Annotated in this window: 18 protein-coding genes; 8 read left to right on the top strand and 10 right to left on the bottom strand. The window is 71.0% G+C overall.

Going from position 1 to position 21384, the window contains the following annotated elements:
* Position 1 precedes the first annotated feature (1 nt).
* The gene (locus tag CF8_RS15530) at positions 2-1297 is read left to right on the top strand and encodes an HRDC domain-containing protein (protein WP_010834056.1); all 1296 of its coding nucleotides are present in this window, start codon (positions 2-4) and stop codon (positions 1295-1297) included.
* Between the two features lie 3 nt (positions 1298-1300).
* On the opposite strand, the gene CF8_RS15535 is transcribed toward CF8_RS15530, so the two are convergent.
* Positions 1301-2677 (bottom strand): ABC transporter substrate-binding protein, encoded by a 1377-nt coding sequence (locus CF8_RS15535; RefSeq protein WP_010834057.1) that lies wholly within the window; start codon positions 2675-2677, stop codon positions 1301-1303.
* A gap of 56 nt (positions 2678-2733) precedes the next feature.
* The gene (locus CF8_RS15540; RefSeq protein ID WP_198016860.1) at positions 2734-3117 is read right to left on the bottom strand and encodes a type II toxin-antitoxin system PemK/MazF family toxin; all 384 of its coding nucleotides are present in this window, start codon (positions 3115-3117) and stop codon (positions 2734-2736) included.
* 36 nt (positions 3118-3153) lie between these two features.
* Between CF8_RS15540 and CF8_RS15545 the strand changes: the two genes are divergently transcribed.
* Positions 3154-3756 (top strand): hypothetical protein, encoded by a 603-nt coding sequence (locus CF8_RS15545; protein WP_010834059.1) that lies wholly within the window; start codon positions 3154-3156, stop codon positions 3754-3756.
* 119 nt (positions 3757-3875) lie between these two features.
* Here CF8_RS15545 and hrpA read toward each other — a convergent pair whose 3' ends face one another.
* Complete coding sequence (hrpA, locus tag CF8_RS15550; protein ID WP_010834060.1) at positions 3876-7676, bottom strand: ATP-dependent RNA helicase HrpA; 3801 nt, start codon at positions 7674-7676, stop codon at positions 3876-3878.
* A gap of 69 nt (positions 7677-7745) precedes the next feature.
* Positions 7746-8339 (bottom strand): TetR/AcrR family transcriptional regulator, encoded by a 594-nt coding sequence (locus CF8_RS15555; RefSeq protein WP_010834061.1) that lies wholly within the window; start codon positions 8337-8339, stop codon positions 7746-7748.
* A 49-nt stretch (positions 8340-8388) separates the two neighbouring features.
* On the opposite strand from CF8_RS15555, the gene CF8_RS15560 reads away from it, so the two are divergent.
* Both CF8_RS15560 and CF8_RS15565 read left to right on the top strand, forming a co-directional pair.
* A complete protein-coding gene (locus tag CF8_RS15560) occupies positions 8389-9921 on the top strand; it encodes a flavin-containing monooxygenase (protein WP_010834062.1) in 1533 nt (510 codons plus the stop codon).
* Positions 9918-10745 carry an SDR family NAD(P)-dependent oxidoreductase gene (locus CF8_RS15565; RefSeq protein WP_010834063.1) on the top strand — a complete coding sequence of 276 codons (828 nt, stop codon included), beginning with the start codon at positions 9918-9920 and terminating at the stop codon, positions 10743-10745. The genes CF8_RS15560 and CF8_RS15565 overlap by 4 nt, the downstream gene beginning before the upstream one ends.
* A 6-nt stretch (positions 10746-10751) precedes the next feature.
* Here the strand turns inward: CF8_RS15565 and CF8_RS15570 are convergent, their stop codons facing one another.
* Entirely contained in the window at positions 10752-11681 is a 930-nt protein-coding gene (locus CF8_RS15570) for a trypsin-like serine peptidase (RefSeq protein ID WP_198016861.1), read from the bottom strand.
* 157 nt (positions 11682-11838) lie between these two features.
* On the opposite strand from CF8_RS15570, the gene CF8_RS22610 reads away from it, so the two are divergent.
* Positions 11839-12411 carry a DUF402 domain-containing protein gene (locus CF8_RS22610; protein ID WP_010834065.1) on the top strand — a complete coding sequence of 191 codons (573 nt, stop codon included), beginning with the start codon at positions 11839-11841 and terminating at the stop codon, positions 12409-12411.
* A 3-nt stretch (positions 12412-12414) separates the two neighbouring features.
* Here the strand turns inward: CF8_RS22610 and CF8_RS15580 are convergent, their stop codons facing one another.
* On the bottom strand, positions 12415-13764 hold the full coding sequence (locus CF8_RS15580) for a threonine/serine ThrE exporter family protein (RefSeq protein WP_051204237.1): 1350 nt from the start codon (positions 13762-13764) through the stop codon (positions 12415-12417).
* Between the two features lie 34 nt (positions 13765-13798).
* On the bottom strand, positions 13799-14161 hold the full coding sequence (locus CF8_RS15585; RefSeq protein WP_010834067.1) for a YciI family protein: 363 nt from the start codon (positions 14159-14161) through the stop codon (positions 13799-13801).
* A gap of 160 nt (positions 14162-14321) precedes the next feature.
* Between CF8_RS15585 and CF8_RS15590 the strand changes: the two genes are divergently transcribed.
* On the top strand, positions 14322-15461 hold the full coding sequence (locus CF8_RS15590) for a glutamate--cysteine ligase (protein WP_010834068.1): 1140 nt from the start codon (positions 14322-14324) through the stop codon (positions 15459-15461).
* A gap of 16 nt (positions 15462-15477) precedes the next feature.
* Here CF8_RS15590 and CF8_RS15595 read toward each other — a convergent pair whose 3' ends face one another.
* Complete coding sequence (locus tag CF8_RS15595) at positions 15478-16587, bottom strand: FUSC family protein (RefSeq protein ID WP_010834069.1); 1110 nt, start codon at positions 16585-16587, stop codon at positions 15478-15480.
* Between the two features lie 105 nt (positions 16588-16692).
* Here CF8_RS15595 and CF8_RS15600 point away from each other — a divergent pair, with 105 nt between their 5' ends.
* Positions 16693-18102 carry a WS/DGAT/MGAT family O-acyltransferase gene (locus tag CF8_RS15600; RefSeq protein WP_010834070.1) on the top strand — a complete coding sequence of 470 codons (1410 nt, stop codon included), beginning with the start codon at positions 16693-16695 and terminating at the stop codon, positions 18100-18102.
* Here CF8_RS15600 and CF8_RS15605 read toward each other — a convergent pair.
* Positions 18099-19259 carry a site-specific DNA-methyltransferase gene (locus tag CF8_RS15605; RefSeq protein WP_010834071.1) on the bottom strand — a complete coding sequence of 387 codons (1161 nt, stop codon included), beginning with the start codon at positions 19257-19259 and terminating at the stop codon, positions 18099-18101. The two genes, CF8_RS15600 and CF8_RS15605, sit on opposite strands and share 4 nt — an antisense overlap.
* A gap of 134 nt (positions 19260-19393) precedes the next feature.
* On the opposite strand from CF8_RS15605, the gene CF8_RS15610 reads away from it, so the two are divergent.
* Positions 19394-20788 (top strand): phosphodiester glycosidase family protein, encoded by a 1395-nt coding sequence (locus CF8_RS15610; protein WP_198016862.1) that lies wholly within the window; start codon positions 19394-19396, stop codon positions 20786-20788.
* Positions 20789-20801: 13 nt separating this feature from the next.
* On the opposite strand, the gene CF8_RS15615 is transcribed toward CF8_RS15610, so the two are convergent.
* On the bottom strand, positions 20802-21335 hold the full coding sequence (locus CF8_RS15615) for a hypothetical protein (protein WP_156887242.1): 534 nt from the start codon (positions 21333-21335) through the stop codon (positions 20802-20804).
* Positions 21336-21384 lie beyond the last annotated feature (49 nt).

Here is a 21384-nt window from a genome sequence, read left to right on the forward strand (position 1 = left end):
GATGGACGAAGCACCCACGACAGAGGCGGCGGTCGACGAGCCACCCCTCGCACCCCTGCTCACTCTGCGCGACGGCCTGCCCCACGTGGTGGAGACCGACGAGGCCCTCGCCGAGGCGTGCGCCGCTCTGGGCGCGGCCAGCGGGCCGGTCGCGATCGACGCCGAGCGCGCCTCCGGCTACCGCTACTCCTCCCGCGCCTATCTCATCCAGCTCCGGCGCGAGGGCGCCGGCACCTGGCTGGTCGACCCGATCGCCTTCGACGACTTGCGCCCGCTCCAGGAGGCGCTGGCCGGGACCGAGTGGATCCTGCACGCCGCGACCCAGGACCTGCCGTGCCTACGCGAGGTCGGCCTCGAGCCGGCGTCGATCTTCGACAGCGAGCTGGCCGGTCGCCTGCTCGGCTATCCCCGCGTCGGGCTGGCCACGCTCGTCGAGACGCTGCTGGGCCAGCGCATGCGCAAGGAGCACTCCGCTGCCGACTGGTCGACCCGGCCGCTGCCGAAGGCGTGGCTCGACTACGCCGCGCTCGACGTCGAGGTCCTGCTCGAGCTGCGCGAGCTGATGGTCGACGCGCTCGAGGAGGCCGGCAAGACCGAGTGGGCCCGCCAGGAGTTCGACCACCTCCTCGGTTTCGAGCCGACCGTCCGCCAGGACGCCTGGCGACGCACCTCCGGCGTCCACCGCCTGCGTGGTCGGCGATCGCTCGCCGCCGCGAAAGCGCTGTGGGAGGCCCGCGACGAGATCGCCGAGCGTCGTGACGTGACGCCCGGGCGGATCATCCCCGACGCTGCGATCGTGGCGGCGGCCACCGCACTCCCCGCGGACCGTGCAGCCCTGCTGGGCACCCCCGGCTTCCACGGCCGTGGCGCCGAGCGCTACTCCCGCACCTGGGTCGAGGTGCTGGCAGGAGTCCGCGAGCTGCCCGAGGACGAGCTGCCCACCCGCACTCCGCGCGTGGACGGCCCGCCGCACCCCCGCATGTGGGCCGACCGCGACATCGTCGCCGACCGCCGCTTCAAGGCGGCGCGGGCCTCGATGCTCACGCTGGCCGAGGAGCACAACCTGCCGGTGGAAAACCTCCTCACCCCCGACTTCGTACGCCGCGCCATGTGGTCGCCGCCGACCACCCGTGAGCCGGCCGAGCTCGCCGACGCGCTGCGCGAGCAGCTCACCGGCTACGGCGCCCGCCCCTGGCAGGTCACCCTGGTCACCGGCGCCCTCACCGGGGCCGTGCTCGCCGGGGACGTCGAGCCCTCACCGCCCGAGCCCGACGCCGTGGCCGAGCCCGACGCCTGAGCGCTAGTCGGTCGGGGACTCCGACGGCGCCGGCGACTCGGTGAACGACTCGGGGTCGAGCACCGAGCGGGAGACATTGTCGATCTCCTCGGTGGCGAGCTCGAGGTCGAGGACACCGGGGCTGGTGACGAGGTCGTCCAGGAGCGGGGAGACGGCCGTCTCCAGCTCGGGCCCGGTGGCCAGCAGCGGCGGGATGATCATGCCGCGGATCGCGGAGTTGAAGACCGACGCGTGGGCCGGCTGGCGGTCCGGCCACAAGAAGGCGTCGGAGCCGGCGACCTCGGTGTTGGCCGGGACGATGTAGCCGGTGCGGGTCACGATCTCGAGCGCGGCGTCGGAGACGGCGTAGGCGAGGAAGTCGGCGGCGTCGTTGACCCGCTCGGAGTCGGCGGAGATGCACAGCCCGTCGATGTCGCCCACGGTCGCGGGTGAGTCGATGACCGGCATCGAGATGGTGTCGAAGGACAGCGAGTCGACCGCGCGCAGCTCGGGGACGAGGTCGCGGAAGCCGGCGATCATGGCGAGCTTGCCGCGCTTGAACAGCTGCAGGGCGGTCGCCTTGCGCAGCTCGTCGGCGCTCGGCGTCAACGTCGTGTCGCGCAGGATCGCCAGCGTCTGGTCGAGGGCCGAGCGGGTGCCGTCGTCGGAGAAGGCGAGCGAGGTGGGGTCGTCGTCCTCGTCGAAGACCTGGCCGCCGCCGGAGTAGATGAAGGGTGCGAGCCCGCGCAGCGTGGGCTCGATCCAGACGCCGTCGACCTTGCCGCGGCGCGTCGCGAACTGGGCGGCGGCGGCGAACTCCGCGAGCGACCAGCGGTCGCTGCGCACGTCGTTCTTCACGGACGGTACGTCGAGCCCCCGGCGCTCCATCTTGTCGAAGTCGATGAGGTCGTCGTTGTAGTAGATGACCATCGGCGAGACCGAGTAGGCCATGCACTGCAGCTCGTCCTCGTAGGCGAACGCGTCGACGGCGTCGCGCGAGAAGCGGTCACCGAAGTCGACGCCACGCTCGTCGAGCAGCAGGCCGACCGGCCGCGTCGCGTCGGCGTCGGCGATCTGTCGCAGGTCGCGGCGACTGGTCAGGAAGACGTCGGGCGCGTCGCCCTCGAGGACCGACTCGAGCGCCTGCTCGTGGTTGGCCCAGGTGACGAGCTTGACCTCGCGCGTCTGGGAGGTCGCGTTGAACGAGTCGACGACGCGCTGGAAGGCCTTGAGCTCGGTGGGGTGGCCGAAGGCGCCGAAGGTCAGCGTCCGCGGCTCCTCGGCGGTGCCCGCGCTCGGCTTGGGCGTGGGCTCGGGTGCGGGCTGCTGCTCCTCGGAGCAGGCCGCGAGCCCGAGACTGAGCACCAGCGCAGCCGTCATCGCCATCAGCCGCCGCGTCATCCGTGCCCTGCTTCCCGTTGCCTTGTCCTGCCTCGGCAACCCTAATGGGCCGCCGGTCACTGCGCCGCGTGGTGTCCGGCTGCCTCGAGCACCTGGGCGAACAGCACCGGGTCGAGGGCGGCTCCCTCGCGCCGTACGCCATCACGCGTCAGCGGGACCAGCCGGTCGAGCCGCACCTCGCTGGGGCGGCCCTCGGAGTCCCAGCCACCGGGGCCGACGTCCATCCAGAAGCGACCGTGGGCCGCCTCGTCGGCGGCGTCGCGGTCGTGGTCCTGGCTGGAGAGATAGAGCCCGACCCAGCCGTCGCCCTCGACACGCAGCACCAGCACCGGCCGGTCCTTGCCCTGCGACGGATCGTCCTCGTAGGCCACCCACGCCCAGACGACCTCGCCGGGATCTGGCTCGCCGTCGATCTCGGGGGCGTAGGTCTCGCTCGACATGGCCATGAGCATAGGGGCGGCTCCTAGAGTGGATGGATGCCCGACTCCGACTCCCCCCGACACCACCGACCGTCCGTTCCGGGCGCGACGTTCTTCGAGGAGATCAGCGACGGCGCCGACCCGGCCGCGATCCGCGAGGCCGGCGACCTGGCCGCCACGCTGCTGGTGCGCGGGGCCCAGGGAGCCGACGACCACGACCTGGTCGAGCGGGTTCTGCACCTCGCCGACACCGAGGGTCTCGAGACCCTCGCCGAGGTGTGGTCGGGCGCCCCGGCCGACACGCTGGCGGGCTGCCTGTGGCGGCTCTACGTCCTCCGCGCGTGGGTGCACCGCTCACCGTCGGCCGTCGCTGCGGAGTACGACGCAGGGCTGGCCGGCGCCCAGGTCGCGCGCGTGGTCGCCGGGGTGGCCGACCCGCCCGGTCCCGACGAGGTCAAGTCGATGATCGACGAGGTGCTGCGCGGCATCGTCGGCGACTTCGCCGTGACGCTGCTCCGCGCCGCTGCGTTCGCCCGCGTCGTGGCCACCGGCCGCGCCACCGTCGCGGGCTCCGTGCACGCCGACACCGTGAGGATGCTCACGCTCGCCGAGCAGCTCGAGGCGGCGGGCCACCTCGAGCTCCGCGGTGCGCTGGCCTGAGCGAGATCGCGACGTAGACTCTCCCCCGGAGCACGCCGGATCGCGGCAGCCCCGGGTCCCACAATAAGCCGCTACGAGCGGCCACGCGCCGTGAGGCGCTCCCGGTCCGGCGTGCGCCACTAACCCGCGGCGAGTGCCTTGCGGATCCGCTGGTCGCTGACCGAGCCCTTCGTGCCGAGGTGCTGCGCCCACAGCGACACGCGGTACTCCTCCAGCAGCCAGCGCACGGCGCGCTGTCCGGCGCTCGGCGGTCGACCGGGCGGCAGCGCGGCGACCTGGTGCAGCCAGGCGTCCTGCAGGTCGGCCATCTGGTCCATCAGCTGCCGGTCGCGCGCGACCTGCTCGTCCAGCTTGGCGCGGCGGTGCTGCACCGCTGCGAGGTAGCGCGGGAGCTCGCGCAGCTGGGCGGCTCCCGCCTCGCCGATGAAGCCGCGCGACATCAGTCGCTGGACCTGCGTCTTCATGTCCGTCAGCGCCGGCAGCGTCAGCAGCTCGGCCCGCCCGGACAGCTCCTTGTCGCACGCACGCCACGCGCCCAGCACCCGGATCACGTCGTGGACGCAGGCGGTCACCGCCGCCGTGTGGTCGCGCCGGGCGACGGCCAGCAGGGCGTCGTACGCCGCCTCGTCCCGCACCTCCGGACGCGCGTCGACGAGGTCGCCGACGACGGCCGCGCGGACGTCGTCCACGAGCTCGCCGACCGTGGGGTACGGCGATGCGACCAGCGCCAGCATGCTGAATTGATCAAGCCCGAGCTGGTCGACGGTGGGTGACCCGCCGAGGGCGAGCAGGAGCAGGCGGCGTACACCCAGGCGGTGGCGCGAGGCGGCTTCGACAGCGGACGCGCAGACCTGGACGCCGACGGTGCTGCCCTCGTCGACCAGGGCCGGGAAGCCGCGGACCTCGTGGCCGGCGCGGAGCTGCGTGAAGGACTCCTCGAGGGTGCCGAACGTCCAGCTCGTCTGGCCGGTCGCGGAGACGCCCGAGTCGGCGGCGACGTCGGCGATCGCCTGCTCGAGGCTGGGTCGCAGCGGCTCCTTCAGCGATTCGAGGTCCTTGCCGCGGGCGGCCTCGCCACCGTCCTCGTCGACGACCCGGAAGGTCGGTTGGAGGTGACCGGGGATCTTGGACCAGTCCCAGGCCTCGCGGGGGACGACGATGCCGGTGCCGGCCACGAGATAACGCTCGAGGGCGTCGAGCAGCGGCTCGGCGCCGGCGGGCACGGCCGCGAGGAACTCGCGCGCCTTGTTGGGGGCCGGGACGAAGTTGACCCGGAGGTTCTTGGGCAGGCTGCGGATGAGCTCGGTGACCAGCTCCTCGCGCAGGCCCGGCACCAGCCAGGAGAAGTCGGCCGCCTCGACCCGGTTGAGGGTGGCGACCGGCACCTCGATCGTGATGCCGTCGTCGGCCGCGCCCGGCTCGAAGTGATAGCTGATGGGGAAGGTCAGCCCGACCTCGTCGGAGTCGTGCCAGCTGGTCGGGAAGTCGGTCGCGCGGACCTCGTCGGCGCCGGCGTGGGTGAGCATCTCCGGATCGAAGGTGAGCAGGTCGGGCTGCGTCCGGCGCTCGCACTTCCACCACTGGTCGAAGTGGGCGCCGCTGACGACCTCGGGGCCGACGCGGGCGTCGTAGAAGTCGAAGAGCGTCTCCTCGTCGACCACGATGTCGCGCCGACGGGCGCGGTGCTCGAGCTCCTCGGCCTCGTCGAGGAGCTGTCGGTTGGTGTGGAAGAAGGCGTGCTGCGTGCGCCACTCCCCCTGCACCAGCGCATGCCGGATGAAGAGCTCGCGTGACAGCGCCGGGTCGACCTTGCCGAAGGTGATCAGCCGGTCGGCGACGAGGGGGACGCCGTAGAGCGTGACCTTCTCGTGGGCCATCACCGACGCCCGCTTCGCCGACCAGTGCGGCTCGGAGTAGGTGCGCTTGACCAGGTGGGCGGCCAGTGTCTCGGCCCACTCCGGCTTGATCGCGGCGTTCTGGCGACCCCACAGCCGGCTCGTCTCGACCAGCTCGCCGGCCATCACGAAGGCCGGGTTGCGGCCCTTGAGCACGCTGCCCGGGAAGATCGCGAAGCGCGCGCCGCGCGCCCCGACGTACTCCCGCATCGCCTTGCGCTCGCCCGGTCTCGGCTGCGCCCGCTCCTCGAGGGCGCCGATGTGGCTGAGGAGCCCCGACAGCAGCGCCTGGTGGATGCCGTCGGCGTCGGGCAGGTCAGCCGGCTGCCCGAGGTCAATCTTCATCTCCTTGCAGACCTGGCGCAGCTGCGACTCGAAGTCCTGCCACTCGCGCACGCGCAGGTAGTTGAGGAACTCGCGCTTGCACATCCGGCGGAAGGCGCTCGAGCTGAGCTCGCGCTGCTGCTCCTTGATGTGGCGCCAGAGGTTGAGCCAGGTGAGGAAGTCGGAGGTCTCGTCCTTGAAGCGGGCGTGCTGCTGGTCGGACTGCGCCTGCATCTCCGCCGGGCGCTCGCGCGGGTCCTGGAGGCTGAGCGCCGCGGCGATCACGATGACCTCGCGGACGCAGCCGAGGCGCTCGGCCTCGAGGATCATCCGGCCGAGTCGCGGGTCGATCGGCAGCCGGGCAAGGCGTCGGCCGAGCTTGGTGAGGGTGGGGCCGGCAGGGGGCGGACCTGGCTTCGACACGCTCGCCGGCGATCGGCGCTCCACCAGCGTCGAGAGGGCGCCGAGCTCCTCCAGCAGCTCGATGCCGGCCTTGATGTTGCGGTTGTCCGGCGGCTCGACGAACGGGAAGCGGCCGACGTCGCCGAGCCCGAGCGAGGTCATCTGGAGGATGACGCTGGCGAGGTTGGTGCGCAGGATCTCCGGGTCGGTGAACTCGGCGCGGCCCTCGAAGTCCTCCTCGGAGTAGAGCCGGATCGCGATGCCGGCCTCGACACGGCCGCAGCGACCGGAGCGCTGGTTGGCGCTGGCCTGGCTGATCGGCTCGATCGGCAGTCGCTGCACCTTCGTCCGCAGCGAGTAGCGCGAGATCCGCGCGACGCCGGTGTCGATGACGTAGCGGATGCCCGGCACGGTCAGCGAGGTCTCGGCCACGTTGGTGGCGAGCACGATGCGCCGTACGGACATGTTGTGGCTGGAGAAGACGCGGTGCTGCTCGGCCGCGGACAGCCGGGAGTAGAGCGGCACGACCTCGAGCCGGTCGCTCTTGAGCGCGTCGAGGGCGTCAGCGGTGTCACGGATCTCGCGCTCGCCCGGCAGGAAGACCAGGACGTCGCCCGGACCCTCGGCCGACAGCTCGCGGACCGCCGCGAGGATCGCTTCGGTCTGGTCGCGCTGGACCGGCTCGCCCTCGGCGTCGGCCTCGGGCAGCTCGAGGAGCGGGCGGTAGCGGATCTCGACCGGGAACGTCCGGCCCGTCACCTCGACGACGGGTGCGTCGAAGTGCTGGGCGAAGCGCTCGACGTCGATGGTCGCGCTGGTGATGATCAGCTTGAGGTCGGGCCGGCGCGGCAGCAGCCGCTTGAGGTAGCCGAGCAGGAAGTCGATGTTGAGGGAGCGCTCGTGCGCCTCGTCGATGATGATCGTGTCGTACTTGCGCAGCTGGCGGTCGCGCTGCAGCTCCGCGAGCAGGATGCCGTCGGTCATCAGCTTGATCCGCGACTGGCGCGAGGTGCGGTCGGTGAAGCGCACCTGGTAGCCGACCACGTCACCCAGCTCGGTGCCGAGCTCCTCCGCGATCCGCTCGGCCACGGAGCGGGCCGCGATCCGGCGCGGCTGGGTGTGCCCGATCAGCTTGCCGTCGGCGGCCCGGCCCAGCTCGAGGCAGATCTTGGGGAGCTGCGTCGTCTTCCCGGACCCCGTCTCGCCCGCGATGATGACGACCTGGTGGTCGCGAATGGCAGCCGCGATGTCGTCACGGCGCGCGGAGACCGGCAGGGCCGGCGGGTAGGAGATCTGCACAACCGGATCATTCTCCCGCACCCCGCAACCGAGTTCGGTCCGGGTGGCGTACGGCGATCGCCGTACGCCTCAGGTGAGGTCGACCAGTCCCGGCAGCGACAGGGCGAGCACCTCGAGCAGCTGGTCGCGGGTGATCGTGGTCGGGTCCTCCGCCCAGGTGAGCACCATCTCCTCGGTCATCGCGGACCAGCCGCGCACGACCAGCCGCGACTGCGGGGTGTCCGTCAGGATCTGCCCGAGCGAGTCCTCGCGGAAGATCCGGTCGGTGAGCGCGAAGCGACCCTTCTCGTAGACCGCGCGGACCTCGTCGGTGCCACCGGCCGCAGCCCGCACCAAGGAGCGGTAGAGCGTCAGGTTGTCGAGCACGTAGTCGACGTAGACACCCAGGGACGTGAGGAGCCGTTCGAGCGGCTCCCCCTCGGCCGGGGGGGCGGTCTTCTCCACGAGGTCCTCGACGGCGTGCCGGATGACGGCCAGGCGGAAGTCCTGCTTGGAACCGAAGTAGTGGTAGAGCAGGCCGCGCGAGACACCGGCCTCCTCGGCGAGCACGTCGATGGAGATCTCGTCGACCGACCGGGTCGCGAACAGCTGCGCGCCGAGCTCGAGGAGCTGCGCGCGCCGCGCGTCGGGCGAGAGTCGGGTCCGCGCCGGAGAAGTGGTCATGCACACATCCTATTGACGGATATTCAATAACGCCAATAGTCTCCTCCCCATGACCCAGCGCACTGCTCCCCTGCCCGCAGCCGTCGACCACCTCGTGATCGGTGCCGGCTTCGCCGGGCTCGGCGCGGCGATCAAGCTCGCCGAAGCCGGCGAGGACGACTTCCTCGTCATCGAGAAGGACGGTGGCATCGGCGGCACCTGGCGAGCCAACACCTATCCCGGTGCGGCGTGCGACGTCCCCAGCCAGCTCTACTCGTACTCCTTCGCACCCAACCCCGACTGGTCGATGTCGTTCTCCCCGCAGCCGGAGATCGAGGCCTACCTGCGCGACGTGGCGGAGAAGTCGGGCACGCTCGACCGGTTCTCCTTCGACACCGAGCTGACCGACGCGCGGTGGGACGAGAGCGACCAGCGCTGGCACGTCACCACGTCGCGCGGCGAGGTCGTGGCCAAGGCCCTCATCTCGGGCTCCGGCGGACTGTCCGTGCCGAAGATGCCCGAGATCGACGGCATCGAGACCTTCCAGGGCGAGGTCTTCCACTCCGCCCGCTGGGACCACGACGTCGACCTCGCCGGCAAGCGCGTCGCGATCATCGGCACTGGTGCGTCCAGCATCCAGATCGTCCCCGCGATCCAGCCCGACGTCGCCCAGCTCGACGTCTACCAACGCACCGCGCCCTATGTCCTGCCGCGCAACGACCGCCGCTACACCCGCCTCGAGAGGCTGCTCTTCAAGCACGTCCCCGTCGTGCAGAAGGCCTACCGCACCGGGATCTACTGGGCGCGTGAGCTCTACGTCCCGGGCTTCGTGTGGAACCCCGCACTGGCCACACCCGCCAAGAAGCTCGCGCTCGCCAACCTCGCGAAGGGCATCCAGGACCCCGAGCTGCGCGCCAAGGTCACCCCGACCTACCAGGTCGGCTGCAAGCGCATCCTGATCTCCAACACCTACTACCCCGCGCTCGCGGCCGACAACGTCGACCTGGTCACCGACCCGATCGCCAAGGTCACCGGCAACGCGATCGTCACCGCCGACGGTGTCGAGCGACCCATCGACGTACTCATCGTGGCGACCGGCTTCCAGACCACCGAGCAGCCGATCGCCGAGCTCATCCACGGCCGTGACGGCGCGTCGCTCTCCGACGTGTGGGCCGAGCACGGGATGGCGTCCTACAAGGGCACCGCGACCCGGGGCTTCCCCAACCTCTTCCAGGTCGTCGGCGCCAACACCGGTCTGGGACACACCTCGATGGTCTTCATGATCGAGTCGCAGCTCGCCTACATCGTTGACGCGCTGACCACCATGCGGCAGCGGGGCGTGGCAGCGGTCGAGCCGCAGCAGGCCGTCCAGGACGAGTGGAACGACGACATCCAGCGGCGCATGAAGCGCACGGTGTGGAGCACCGGCGGCTGCTCGAGCTGGTATCTCGACGCCCACGGCAAGAACACCACCCTGTGGCCGCGCGCGACCTTCACCTTCCGCAAGCTGATGTCGCGCTTCGACGCGGAGAGCTACGACCTCGCGCCCGCGAAGGCCACCTCACAGCACGCCACCACGCAGACCGAAGGAGCCAGCGCATGAGCCTCAAGACACTGCAGGACAAGGTCGTCGTCATCACCGGCGCCGGCTCCGGGATCGGGCGCGAGCTCGCCCGGCAGTCCGCCCAGCAAGGTGCGCTGCTCGCCATCTCCGACTGGAACCCCGACGGCCTCGCCGAGACCGTCGAGATCGTCAAGGCGCTCGGCGCCGAGGTCCGCAGCGACGTCGTCGACGTCTCCGACCGGGCCGCGATGGCGCAGTGGGCGACCGACGTGGTCGGCCAGTTCGGCCGGGTCAACCTGGTCGTCAACAACGCCGGCGTCACGATGAGCGGCGACTTCGAGGACATGACCTACGAGGAGTTCGACTGGATCGTCGGAGTCAACCTCGACGGTGTCGTCAACGGCACCAAGGAGTTCCTCCCCCACCTGATCGCCTCCGGCAACGGCGCGCTGGTCAATCTCTCGTCGCTGTTCGGGCTGGTCTCGATGCCCGGGCAGAGCGCCTACAACGCCACGAAGTTCGCGGTCCGCGGTTTCACCGAGGCACTGCGCGAGGAGATGCTGATCAACGGCCACCCGGTGACCGTCACCAGCGTCCACCCCGGCGGGATCAAGACCGGCATCGCGCGCAACGGCCGCACCACGGCAGGCGAGGACCACGAGCAGCTCTCGGACCTGTTCGAGAAGAAGCTCGCGCGGATGCCCGCCGACAAGGCGGCGCGCATCATCCTCAAGGGCGCGCTCTCCGGCAAGGCGCGCGTGCTCGTCGGCGTCGACGCCCACGTGCTGCACCACTTCGCCAAGCTCGTGGGCTCGCGCTACCAGGACGTCATCGCCCGGGTGGCGCCGCGCCTGATGCCCTGACCCCGCTCACAGCCCCCGGGCGAGCCTGACGAGCCGGACGATGTCGGAGCCTCCGGAGCAGTAGTTCTCCCGGTCCTCGACGTCGTGGGCGGAGACGACGGAGACGGCGTACGGACCGTCGGACCACCAGGCGAACATCGGGCCACCGGAGTTCCCGGGGTTGATGTCCGCGTCGGTGTCCATCGCACGGCCGGAGCCGAAGTCCCACGCGTGCTCGTTGAGCCACTTGCTGCGCTGCCAGGTCGGCCAGGCCGCGCCGCCGACGTCGCCGGGGTAGCCGACGTTGTACCAGTAGGCGTCGCCGTCCCAGCTGCTCGAATAGGTGCGGCAGCCGAGCCAGCCGAACCTGTCCCCGATCGGGTCCGCGACCTCGAGGACGGCATAGTCCTCGTCCAGCTCCGTCCAGCCCACGGTCCCGGTGACCTGGGTGTAGGCGAAGACGCGCCGGATGGGCGACACCGCCGACACGGTGGCGCCGGCGCGGTGCACCTCGACGGTGCCGTTGACCCCACCCGGGACCGACCAGTTCACGACGTGGCTGGCGGTGAGGACGTGGCGCGGGCCGATGATCACCCCGGAGCCGGAGCCCACGCTGGTGATCACCTTGCACACGCACCCCCACGGGTAGGAGCGGTCGCTGTAGGTCCGCCGCTCGTCGCTGCCCAGGACGACGGCGGGCTGGAGCTCCTTGCCCCGGAACCGGATGCGCGGGCGGTAGCCCTCCTGGCGCAGCGCGGCGACCGGTCGCGACCGGATGTCGGACCAGTCCGGCACCGAGAACTCGACCGGTTCGTCCGAGACGTCGGCCAGCATCTTCGCGTCGACCCGCACGACCTCGAAGGCCTCGAGGTCGGCCAGCGCGTCGAGGGACCTGAACACCTCCGGCACCTTCCCCGACCCCTCGCGGTCCACGTCCTCGCAGCGGACGTTGTCCACCGGACGATCCGGGTCGCACCGGTTCGACGACCGGTCGGTCTCACGCTTGTTCGTAGCCATGGTGCTCACTCCCCCTGTCAGGCCCCGCCCGATGCCGGGCCTCACCAGAGAGGAACGCGCAGGACTGCGTCAGATACGACCGCCTAGATTCCTTCCCATGACTCGTGCTCCCGGCGACCCGGTCCGCGTCGAGGTGATCAAGTGGGGCGATCGGCCCCACTGGCGCTTCGCCGGCGTCTGGCTCGGCTCTGATGCGTACGGCGAGTGGCTCGGCTTCCCCGCGGGCACCCACAACTCCCGGCCGGGGTTCGCCTTCGACTCCGAGGTCGACGCGGTCACCCTCGTGCCGCACGAGGGTCACTGGCTCGCCACCTTCCACGCTCCGGGGATCTGGTGCGACCTCTACATCGACGTCAGCACGCCGGCCACCTGGGACGGAGACGTCCTGCGCACCGTGGACCTCGACCTCGACGTGATCCGGATGGCCCCCGAGGACCCGGGCCTCTCGTTCACCGCTCCGCAGAACCAGCGCGCGGGGTGGGGCGAGGTCTTCATCGACGACGAGGACGAGTTCCTCGAGCACCAGGTCGCCTACGGCTACCCGCCCGAGGTGGTCGCCGCCGCTCGCGCCAGCGCGGACGGGCTGCACGCCGCGGTGGTGGCCGGCGCGGCGCCGTACGACAAGGTGGCGCACCTGCCCTGGCTGGCGTTGCTCGACCAGCGGGCCTGACGTTCAGACGATCCGGTCGGCCCGGGTCTCGCCGCGCTTCGTCGCCCGGAAGGGCCCCACGAGCCGCGGGCCGGAGAGCCGCGCCTCCATCCGGCGGGTCTCGCGCTTCAGGGGCTGGGCGAGGTACTCCCCCAGGATCACCCCGGACGCCAGCGCGACCGCGACCGAGGCCGCGGTCATCATCGCGACGATCCCCTCGGAGGTGCCGGAGCCGTCGGTGGCGAGCAGCGAGAGCCCGCGGTAGATCGAGAGGCCGGGCAGCAGCGGCACGATGGCGGACACCGCGACGACGAGAGGCGGCACCCGGAAGCGGCCGGCGACGCCGTAGGCGACCACGCCGATGATGAAGGCGCCGACGGCCGCCGCCCAGGTGCGACCGAAGCCGGTCTCGCTGACGACGGCGTTGAGCAGGGTCGCGACGCCGGAGGTGAGGGCGATCGGGAGCAGCGCGCGGCGGGGTGCGTAGCAGGCGAAGGCGAAGGCGGCGGCCGACACCGCGGCACCGACGACGGCGATGAGCACGTGGTTGCCGAGCGAGCGGCCCGGCACGAGCTGGCCGAGGTTGACCCCCAGCACGTCGGCCACCGAGAGGCCGCCGCTGACCCCCGCGATGATCCCGGCCGTGGCCAGCAGCGCCTCGATCACCCGCGCGCCACTGGTGACGTAGAACCCGGTCAGCGCGTCCTGGATCGCACCCATGAAGCCGATGCCGGCGAGCAGCATGACGATGTTGGCGGTGACCACGAGCGAGAAGTCGGCCGTGAGCGGGGTGGCCGCCAACCCGACCGCGAACAGGGTCGCGACCATCCCGCCCGCGACCTGGAGGTAGAACGTGGGCAGCCGGCGTCGGGCGAGCACGAGCTGCAGGCGGTCGATCGTCATGGCCGCGGCCGACGCGATCAGCGCGATCAGCCAGTCGCCGCCCAGGAAGACCGCGACGCTCGCGCACATCACGCCCCAGGCGAGCGTCACCGACCAGCGCGGCCAGGGATGCCCGGTCGAGAGGATCGTGGCCATGCGGGTGCGGGCGAGGTAGAGGTCGAGCTCGCCGGCGAGCACCTCGTGCACGAGGTGGTCGACCTGCGTCAGGTCGGCGTAGTCGATGTCGCGGTGCTTGACGTTGCGGATCATCAGCACCGGCGGGTCCTCGGGCGAGAGCTGGTAGCTCATGGACAGCGACGTGAAGGTCACGTCGATCTCCGGGTGCCGCAGGCCGAGGTGGAGGGCGACCGACTGCATGGTCGCGGTGACGTCGGCCGCGCCGGCGCCCGACGACAACAGCACCTCACCGATGCGCAGGCACAGGTCGATGGTCAGGTTGAGCTCGCGCGGATCGTCCACCACGGGGCCCATGGTTGCACCGGTCGCCGGGCGCGGGCAGGCGGGCTCAGGCGAGGCCGTCGAAGGGGCGCACCTCGACCTTGCCGCGGCACGCCGCGGACGCCTCGGCCGCGAGCGCGAGCGCGACGTCGAGGTCGGGTGCGTCGATGACCCAGAAGCCCGCGATGAGCTCCTTGGTCTCGAGGTAGGGGCCGTCGGTCATCACCGGCGTCTTCCCCTGGCCGTCGACGACGGTCGCGCTCGACGCCGACTGCAGGCCACCGGCGAAGACCCAGTAGCCGTCGGCCTTGAGCTTGTCGTTGAAGGCGCCGGTCTCGGCGAACGCCTCCTCCATCTCCTCCTTGGAGCCGTAGCTGCCGAACTCGTCCAGCTCGGCGGGCCCGTGCACGGTCATCAGGTAGTGCGTCATCTCGTTCCTCCTCGGTCCGGGCGGTCCGGTGACCGCCTCTCATTCACTCCACGAACGACGTCGGGCGCATACGACAAACGTGGCACAGAAATTGTTCGTCGTGACCTGGGGCCAGCCTCAGGGGTGACGCGGCGACGCGTCACATCCCTACGATGGCTGGGTGCGCATCGACTTCCCCATCGCCTTCCAGGCTTCGTCCGCGCCGACGATCGGGGTCGAGTGGGAGTTCGCGCTCGTCGACCGTGAGACCCGCGACCTCTCCAACACCGCGGCCGACCTGTTCGCCGCGGTCACGCCGGAGCTGGTCGACCCCTCTCGGCTGCACAAGGAGCTGCTGCGCAACACCGTCGAGGTCGTGACCGGCATCTGTACGTCGGTGGGCGAGGCCGTCGCCGACCTGCGCACCACCCTCGGGGTGGTCGTGCCCGCGGCGGACCGGCTCGGCGTCGACCTGCTCGGATCGGGCACGCACCCCTTCGCGAAGTGGTCGGCACAGCAGCTGACCGAGGGCCCCCGCTACGAGGAGCTGATCAACCGCACGCAGTGGTGGGGCCGGCAGATGCTGATCTGGGGCGTGCACGTGCACGTCGGGTTGCCGTCGCAGGACCGGGTGATGCCGATCATGTCATCGTTGCTCAACACCTATCCCCACCTCCTGGCCCTCTCCGCGAGCTCGCCGGTCTGGGCCGGCCTCGACACCGGTTATGCCTCCAACCGGTCGCAGATGTTCCAGCAGCTGCCGACCGCCGGGCTGCCCTTCACGTTCGACACGTGGGAGGAGTTCGAGGCGTGCATCGGTGACCAGGCCACGACCGGCGTCATCGACTCGATGTCCGACGTGCGCTGGGACATCCGGCCGGCGCCCCATCTGGGCACGATCGAGAACCGGGTCTGCGACGGCATGTCCGACATCACCGAGCTCGCTGCCCTGACCGCGCTGATCCACTGCCTGGTCGTCGACCTCGACACCCGCCTGGCGGCCGGGGAGACCCTGCCGACGATGCCGCCCTGGCACGTGCAGGAGAACAAGTGGCGAGCAGCGCGCTACGGCCTCGACGCGATCGTGATCCTGGACGCCACGTCGCGCGAGCGGCTGGTCACCGACGACCTCGACGACCTGCTCGAGCGCCTCACGCCGCTGTCGAAGCGGCTCGACTGCCAGGACGAGCTGCGCTCGGTCGCCGACATCCCCCGCAAGGGCGCCTCCTACCAGCGCCAGCGCAAGGTCGCCGCCGACACCAACGGCGACCTGGTCGCCGTCGTCGACTCGGTCGTCGCCGAGCTGCGGGCCTCCCTCTGACCCCGGCCCTGCGGCCTCAGCTGCGCGGCCGCGGGATCGCGTCGGTCGACTCCAGCTGGCCCATGCCCGTCAGCATCAGCAGGTCGGTGACGACCGCGCGCAGCTGCGCCAGCATCACCTCGACCGACAACGCGTCCTCGCGCGGCAGCTCGGAGGTCGCGATCCCGACGGCGATCAGCGCCGGCTGCGCCGCCACCGCCACCCGGTCGGCCTGAAGCTCGTCGGCGACGAGGTCGATCGCGGCCGCGAGGTCGCGCGCGACCAGCGGATAGGCCGACGGCACCGGCCGTCTCCTGTACGCCGCCAGCGCGACGTACCTCATCAGGACCCTCGTGCTGCGCAGCGACCTGTCCAGCGGCTCGACGAGCTCGGCCATCCGCCGGACGCCGGGCTTGTGCCGCACCCGGAACGGCGAGGAGGCCACCACCGCCAGGCCCTCGTCGGCGGCGCTGCGCAGCTCGGCGATGAGGTAGTCGGTGGAGCGGGCGTCGGCGAGCAGGTCGAGCGCGCGCTCCAGCTCGCCGTCGACCATCACGTCGGCGGCGGCCCGCAGCATCTCGGCCTCCTTGCGCAGCACGCGGGCAGCCTGTTCGCGCGGTCTGCGCAGGGCGGCGGCCGGCACGACCGTCGCGGCCACGAGCGCGACGGCACCACCGATCAGCGCGTCGGTCCAGCGGGTGAGGGCTCCGCCCGGGCTGACGATCAGCGTCGTGATGACGATCGACTGCACCGCGGCCTGGGTGACCATCAGCTGCCCGCCGTCGAGGAGGAAGGCCACCGACATCGCCAGCGCCACCACGATCGCGATCTGCCACCAGCCGGACCCGAGCCAGACCACCAGCAGGTCGCCGAGCAGCACGCCCAGGGCGACCCCGACCGTCACCTCCGCGACCCGGCGCAGCCGCTGTCCGTAGGACGTGCCGAGGCTGACGACCGCCGCGATCGGGGCGAAGAACGGGGTGTCGTGACCGAGCAGGTCCTTGGCGATCAGCCAGGCCACGCCAGCTGCGACGGCGCACTGGGCGATCGCGAAGGACTTCGAGCGCAGCCTCTCGACGCGGGTGCCCATCGACGTACGACCCCGCGACCAGGCCCGGTCGAGCCGATCGAGCGGGGTGGCCTCCATGGGCAGATCCTGCCAGAGCGTGACGGCTCGCCGGGATGGTCGTTTCCCTTGTGGCCCGACTCACATGGCGCGAGGATCGGGCTTGCGTCCAAGGAGGGACCCAGCATGGTGACACCGATCGACCCGACGTCCGTGGCTTTCCTGTATGCCGAGAGCCGCAAGCAACCGATGCACGTCGGGGGGCTCCAGCTGTTCGAGAAGCCCGCGGGTGCCGGTGACAACTACGCCCGGGAGATCTACGAGGCGAGCACCACGAGCGAGGCGGAGATCGCACCACTCTTCCTCAAGCGCCCCAAGCGCTCCCTGACGACCGCCGGGCAGTTCGTCTGGGAGCACGACACCCAGTTCGACATCGAGCACCACGTGCGCCACAGCGCCCTCCCCCAGCCGGGACGCGTCCGTGAGCTGCTCGACCTGTGCTCGCGCCTGCACTCCCAGCGGCTGGGCCGCGAGCGGCCGCTGTGGGAGAGCCACATCATCGAAGGACTCAACGACGGCCGGATCGCCGTCTACACCAAGATGCACCACGGGCTCGTCGACGGCATCTCCGCGATGCGGCTGATGGCGAACAGCATGTCGTCCGATCCCGACGAACGCGACATGCCGCCGCTGTGGGCAGCGCGACCTGCGCGGGCGAAGGTGGAGAAGGCCCGCGCGACCACCCAGCAGTCCCTGTCCGAGGTGCCGCTCTCGGCGCTGCGCTCGGCGCTGGCAGTCAGCGCCGACGCGGCCGGGATGCCCGGGGCGCTGGTCAAGACGCTCAACAAGAGCCTGCGCAACGAGACGTCGGCGCTGTCGCTGTATGCCCCTCGCACGATGTTCAACCAGCCGATCACCGGCTCGCGGCGCTTCGCGGGCCAGCAGTGGGAGATCGCGAGGATGACGAGCATCGGCAAGGCCACCGGCACGACGATCAACGACGTCGTGCTGGCGATGTGCAGCGGCGCACTGCGGCAGTACCTCCTCGACTTCGACGCGCTGCCCGACGCCTCGATGGTCTCCATGGTGCCGGTCGGTCTCCACGCCAAGGCGCCGAGCAACGCCTCCGCCGACGGTGGCAACGCGGTCGGCTCCGTGATGGTCCAGCTCGGCACCGACCTGGCCGACCCGGGCGACCGGCTCGCGAACATCCACCGTTCGATGAAGGCGGGCAAGGCCGCGCTCGCCTCGATGACACCGACCCAGATCATGGCGATGAGCGCGCTCGGCATGACTCCGTCGTTCCTGATCCCGATGCTGCGGCTGCAGGGGGTCGTGCGTCCACCGTTCAACGTCGCGATCAGCAACGTGCCCGGTTCACGCACCACGCAGTACTTCAACGGTGCCAAGCAGGTCGGCCAGTACCCGCTCTCCATCCCGATCAACGGCGTGGCGCTCAACATCACCTGCGTGTCCTACGACGGCAACATGGGCTTCGGCCTCACCGGCTGCCGTCGGACGGTGCCCCACCTGCAGCGGCTGCTGACCTACCTCGACGACGAGCTCGCCGCGCTCGAGAAGGCCGCTGGTCTCTAGCTCCCGCCGTGCCGCTCGAGGACAGCGGCGAGCCGGGCGCGGGTGATGTCGGCGACCGTGGCGAAGCCCGCGTTGGCGGCGTTCGAGCCCGGCCGGGTGGGCTCGCCGGAGTTGATGCTGATGCAGCGACGCGTGCCTGCGTCGGCGGCGTTGGCGAGCGCGACGGCGTGACCGGTGGTGCCGCTGCCGGCGAAGGGGTCGAGCACCACCGCGTCGGGCGGCATCGTGGCCAGGATGCGCCGGACCAGCCCGGTCGGCTTGGGCGACTCGAAGACGTGCCCGATCAGCCCCTTCAGCTCCGCGACCGCCGTGTCGGTGGAGCCGATCTCCTCGGAGAGCCAGATCGTGGTGAGCTTCTTGCGACGGCCCCCGTCGCGGTGCAGCCAGTCGCGCTGGAAGACATCGACCCGGGCCCCGTTGCGGCCGTTGATCTCGCGGCACACCAGGTCGTCGGGCCGCTCGTCGATGCGCGGGCGCGACCAGCGCCACACCGCGGGCCGACCGTCGCCGAAGACCGGCCACACCTCCTGGGCGCCGTCGAAGCAGGTCGTCGCGACGGCGCCGGTCAGCGGGTCGCCGTACACGGGGAAGTGGAGGGTGGGCGAGGTGACCGGGTTGAACTTCTTGTTGGTGTTGCGCAGCGGTAGGTGGCGGAAGGCGCGGCCGTCGTCGGTGAGGAGGGGAAAGTCGTCGGCGTTGACCGTGTCGGGGCTGCTGGCGTCGAGCACGCACTGCTTGGCGTCGCGGGCGTAGGCGAAGAGGTATTCGTGACTGGTCGCGAAGCCCCCGCCGAGCTGGCGGCCCTTCGGATTGAGGTTGACGACGACCTGGGCGAGGAAGTTGGCCTCGCCGAAGACCTCGTCGAGCAGTAGTCGGAGGTACGCCGCCTCGTTGTCGTCGATGCTGATGAAGAGTGCGCCCGTGTCGGCCAGGACGTCGCGCATCGCCACCAGGCGCGGGCGCATCATCGCCACCCAGGCCTCGTGCCGGCTCGCGCGGCCGCCGCCGTCGGAGCGGAACGAATCGGCGTAGGCGAAGTCGTTGCCGGTGTTGTAGGGCGGGTCGGTGTAGATCAGGTCGACGCTGCCCGGCTCGAGGGTGGGGAGCACCTCGAGGTTGTCCCCCTCGATGAAGACGTTGTCCTCGCGCGCAGCCACGCCGGGCAGCCTAGTGGCGACAACCTTCCCCGCGGTGGGTTCGTCTTCCACTGGTGATGACGCCCCGACCGCCCAGCACCGACACGCCACCGACCTCGTCCGGCAGGCTTCGCCGCGCCTTTACTCTGGAGCGCGTGCCTTCCTCCACACGCGTGACCTCTGCCCTGCTCGCCGGCGCCCTCGGCTGCTCGATGCTCGCCGTCGCCGCACCTGCCCTCTCCTCGCCCGAGAGCGTCCGTCCCACCTCGTCCGCCCAGGGCGACGGTGACGGCCTCGGGCCGCTCCAGCGGCGTGCGCTCCGCGAGCCCGGGACGGTGATGGGCAGGCCGGGACAGACATCCGACGGGGTGCGCGCACGGATCGCGCGCCAGCTGCCCCGGGGGACCCGCGACGAGCCGGCCACGGTGACCAGCGACGTGACCTACGAGATCGCCCCCGGCATGACCATCCGCGAGTGGGACCAGACCGACTACCGCGGCCCGATCCGCGCCAACCTGCTCACCGTCGACCTCAACGCCCCGAACATCTCCTTGGACTACCTCGGCGCCAAGTACGCCGTCCGCACCAAGACCGTCAGCAAGCTGGGTGCCGCGGAAGGTGTCATCGGGGCGGTGAACGGCGACTTCTTCGACATCTCCGACACCGGCGCTGCCCTCGGCGTCGGCATCGACCGCCAGCGCGGCCTGGTCCAGGGGTCGGCCAGCGGCTGGATCCCCGAGAACGCCTCGTTCTACCTCGACTCCGCCGGCCAGCCGCAGGTCGGCGCCATGGTGACGCGGACCAAGCTCCGCCAGCGCCCGCGCTGGCCCGTCAGCGGCCTGAATGCCCCCACCATCGCCCCGGACTCGATCGGTGTCTACACGAGCGACTGGGGCTGGACCAAGGGCTACTCCGTCACCGACGGGGACAAGAAGGCCCGCGAGGTCGTCGTCGTCAACGGCAAGATCGTCTCCAACAAGGGCACGTTGTCCAAGGGCCGCAAGGTCAAGGGACAGGTCATGGTCGGGCGCGGTTCGGCCGCCAAGCTGCTGCGGGACCTCAAGGTCGGGCGCAAGGCGACCTTCAAGTTCAAGGCCAAGCCCGGGGCCACCGTCGCCGTGTCCGGCGACCGTCCCCTGCTGCTCAACGGGGTGCAGACGGTCATCAACGACCGCCTCATGCATCCGCGTACGGCGGTGGGCATCGACGTCGACGGCCGGAAGCTGTTGTTCCTGGTGATCGACGGCCGCTCGGCCGTGAGCCGCGGCTACACCATGGTGGAGCTCGCGACCATGATGCGCGCGCTCGGCGCGGAGAGCGCGCTCAACTTCGACGGCGGCGGCTCCTCGACGCTCTACTCGCGCAAGGTGACCGGCGAGATGGGCGTCATCAACGAGCCGTCCTCGGGCGGCGTCGAGCGCAAGGTGGCCAACGGGGTCGGCATCTACTACAACGGCACGTTCCCGCCGATCCTGCCGCCCGTGCCGCCGACACCGGCGCCGACCCCCACCCCGACGCCGACTCCGACCCCCACTGCCGCCGGGCGCTGACGACCCGGCCGGATCAGTTGGGCACGAGGAACAACGCCACCGAGGTGACCGGCACCAGGCACTGCACCTTCGACTTGGGCAGCACCGGCGCCACCTCGATGCCCTCGAACGTCGTGGACCAGGTGATGCCGGTCGGGGTGTGACAGCCCACCGAGACCACGGCACCGAAGAGCGTGCTGTCGTCGGGGACCTGCACCTCCTCGATGGCGGTGCGCACGTCGGCGGCCAGGCGGGCGTCGGTCGCGGACACGAAGGACTCGACCGACTTCTTGTCGACCAGCGCGCTGGCGCGCTCGGCGGTCTCGCCGTCCACGTTGGACGCGCTCACGATCACGGCCTGTCCGGGCTCGACGCTCTCACCGACCACGAAGTGGCCACCCGCGCCGGTCGAGGTGTCGGAGCCCGGCGAGCCGGACTCGGACGGAGCCGGCTCGGTCGTCGAGGTGTCGGTCGCGTTCCCATCACCTGAGTCGCTCCCGCAGCCCAGGACGCTCACGAGCACGAAGACGCAGCACGCGGCGCTGGAACGCAAAGTTCTTTGGCTCATGGCACTAGGACGATAGCCCGCGCGACCGGGTTCCGCCCGTCCAGCGCCC

Origin of the sequence: Nocardioides sp. CF8 (assembly GCF_000389985.1) — a bacterium.
Taxonomy (GTDB): domain Bacteria; phylum Actinomycetota; class Actinomycetes; order Propionibacteriales; family Nocardioidaceae; genus Nocardioides; species Nocardioides allogilvus.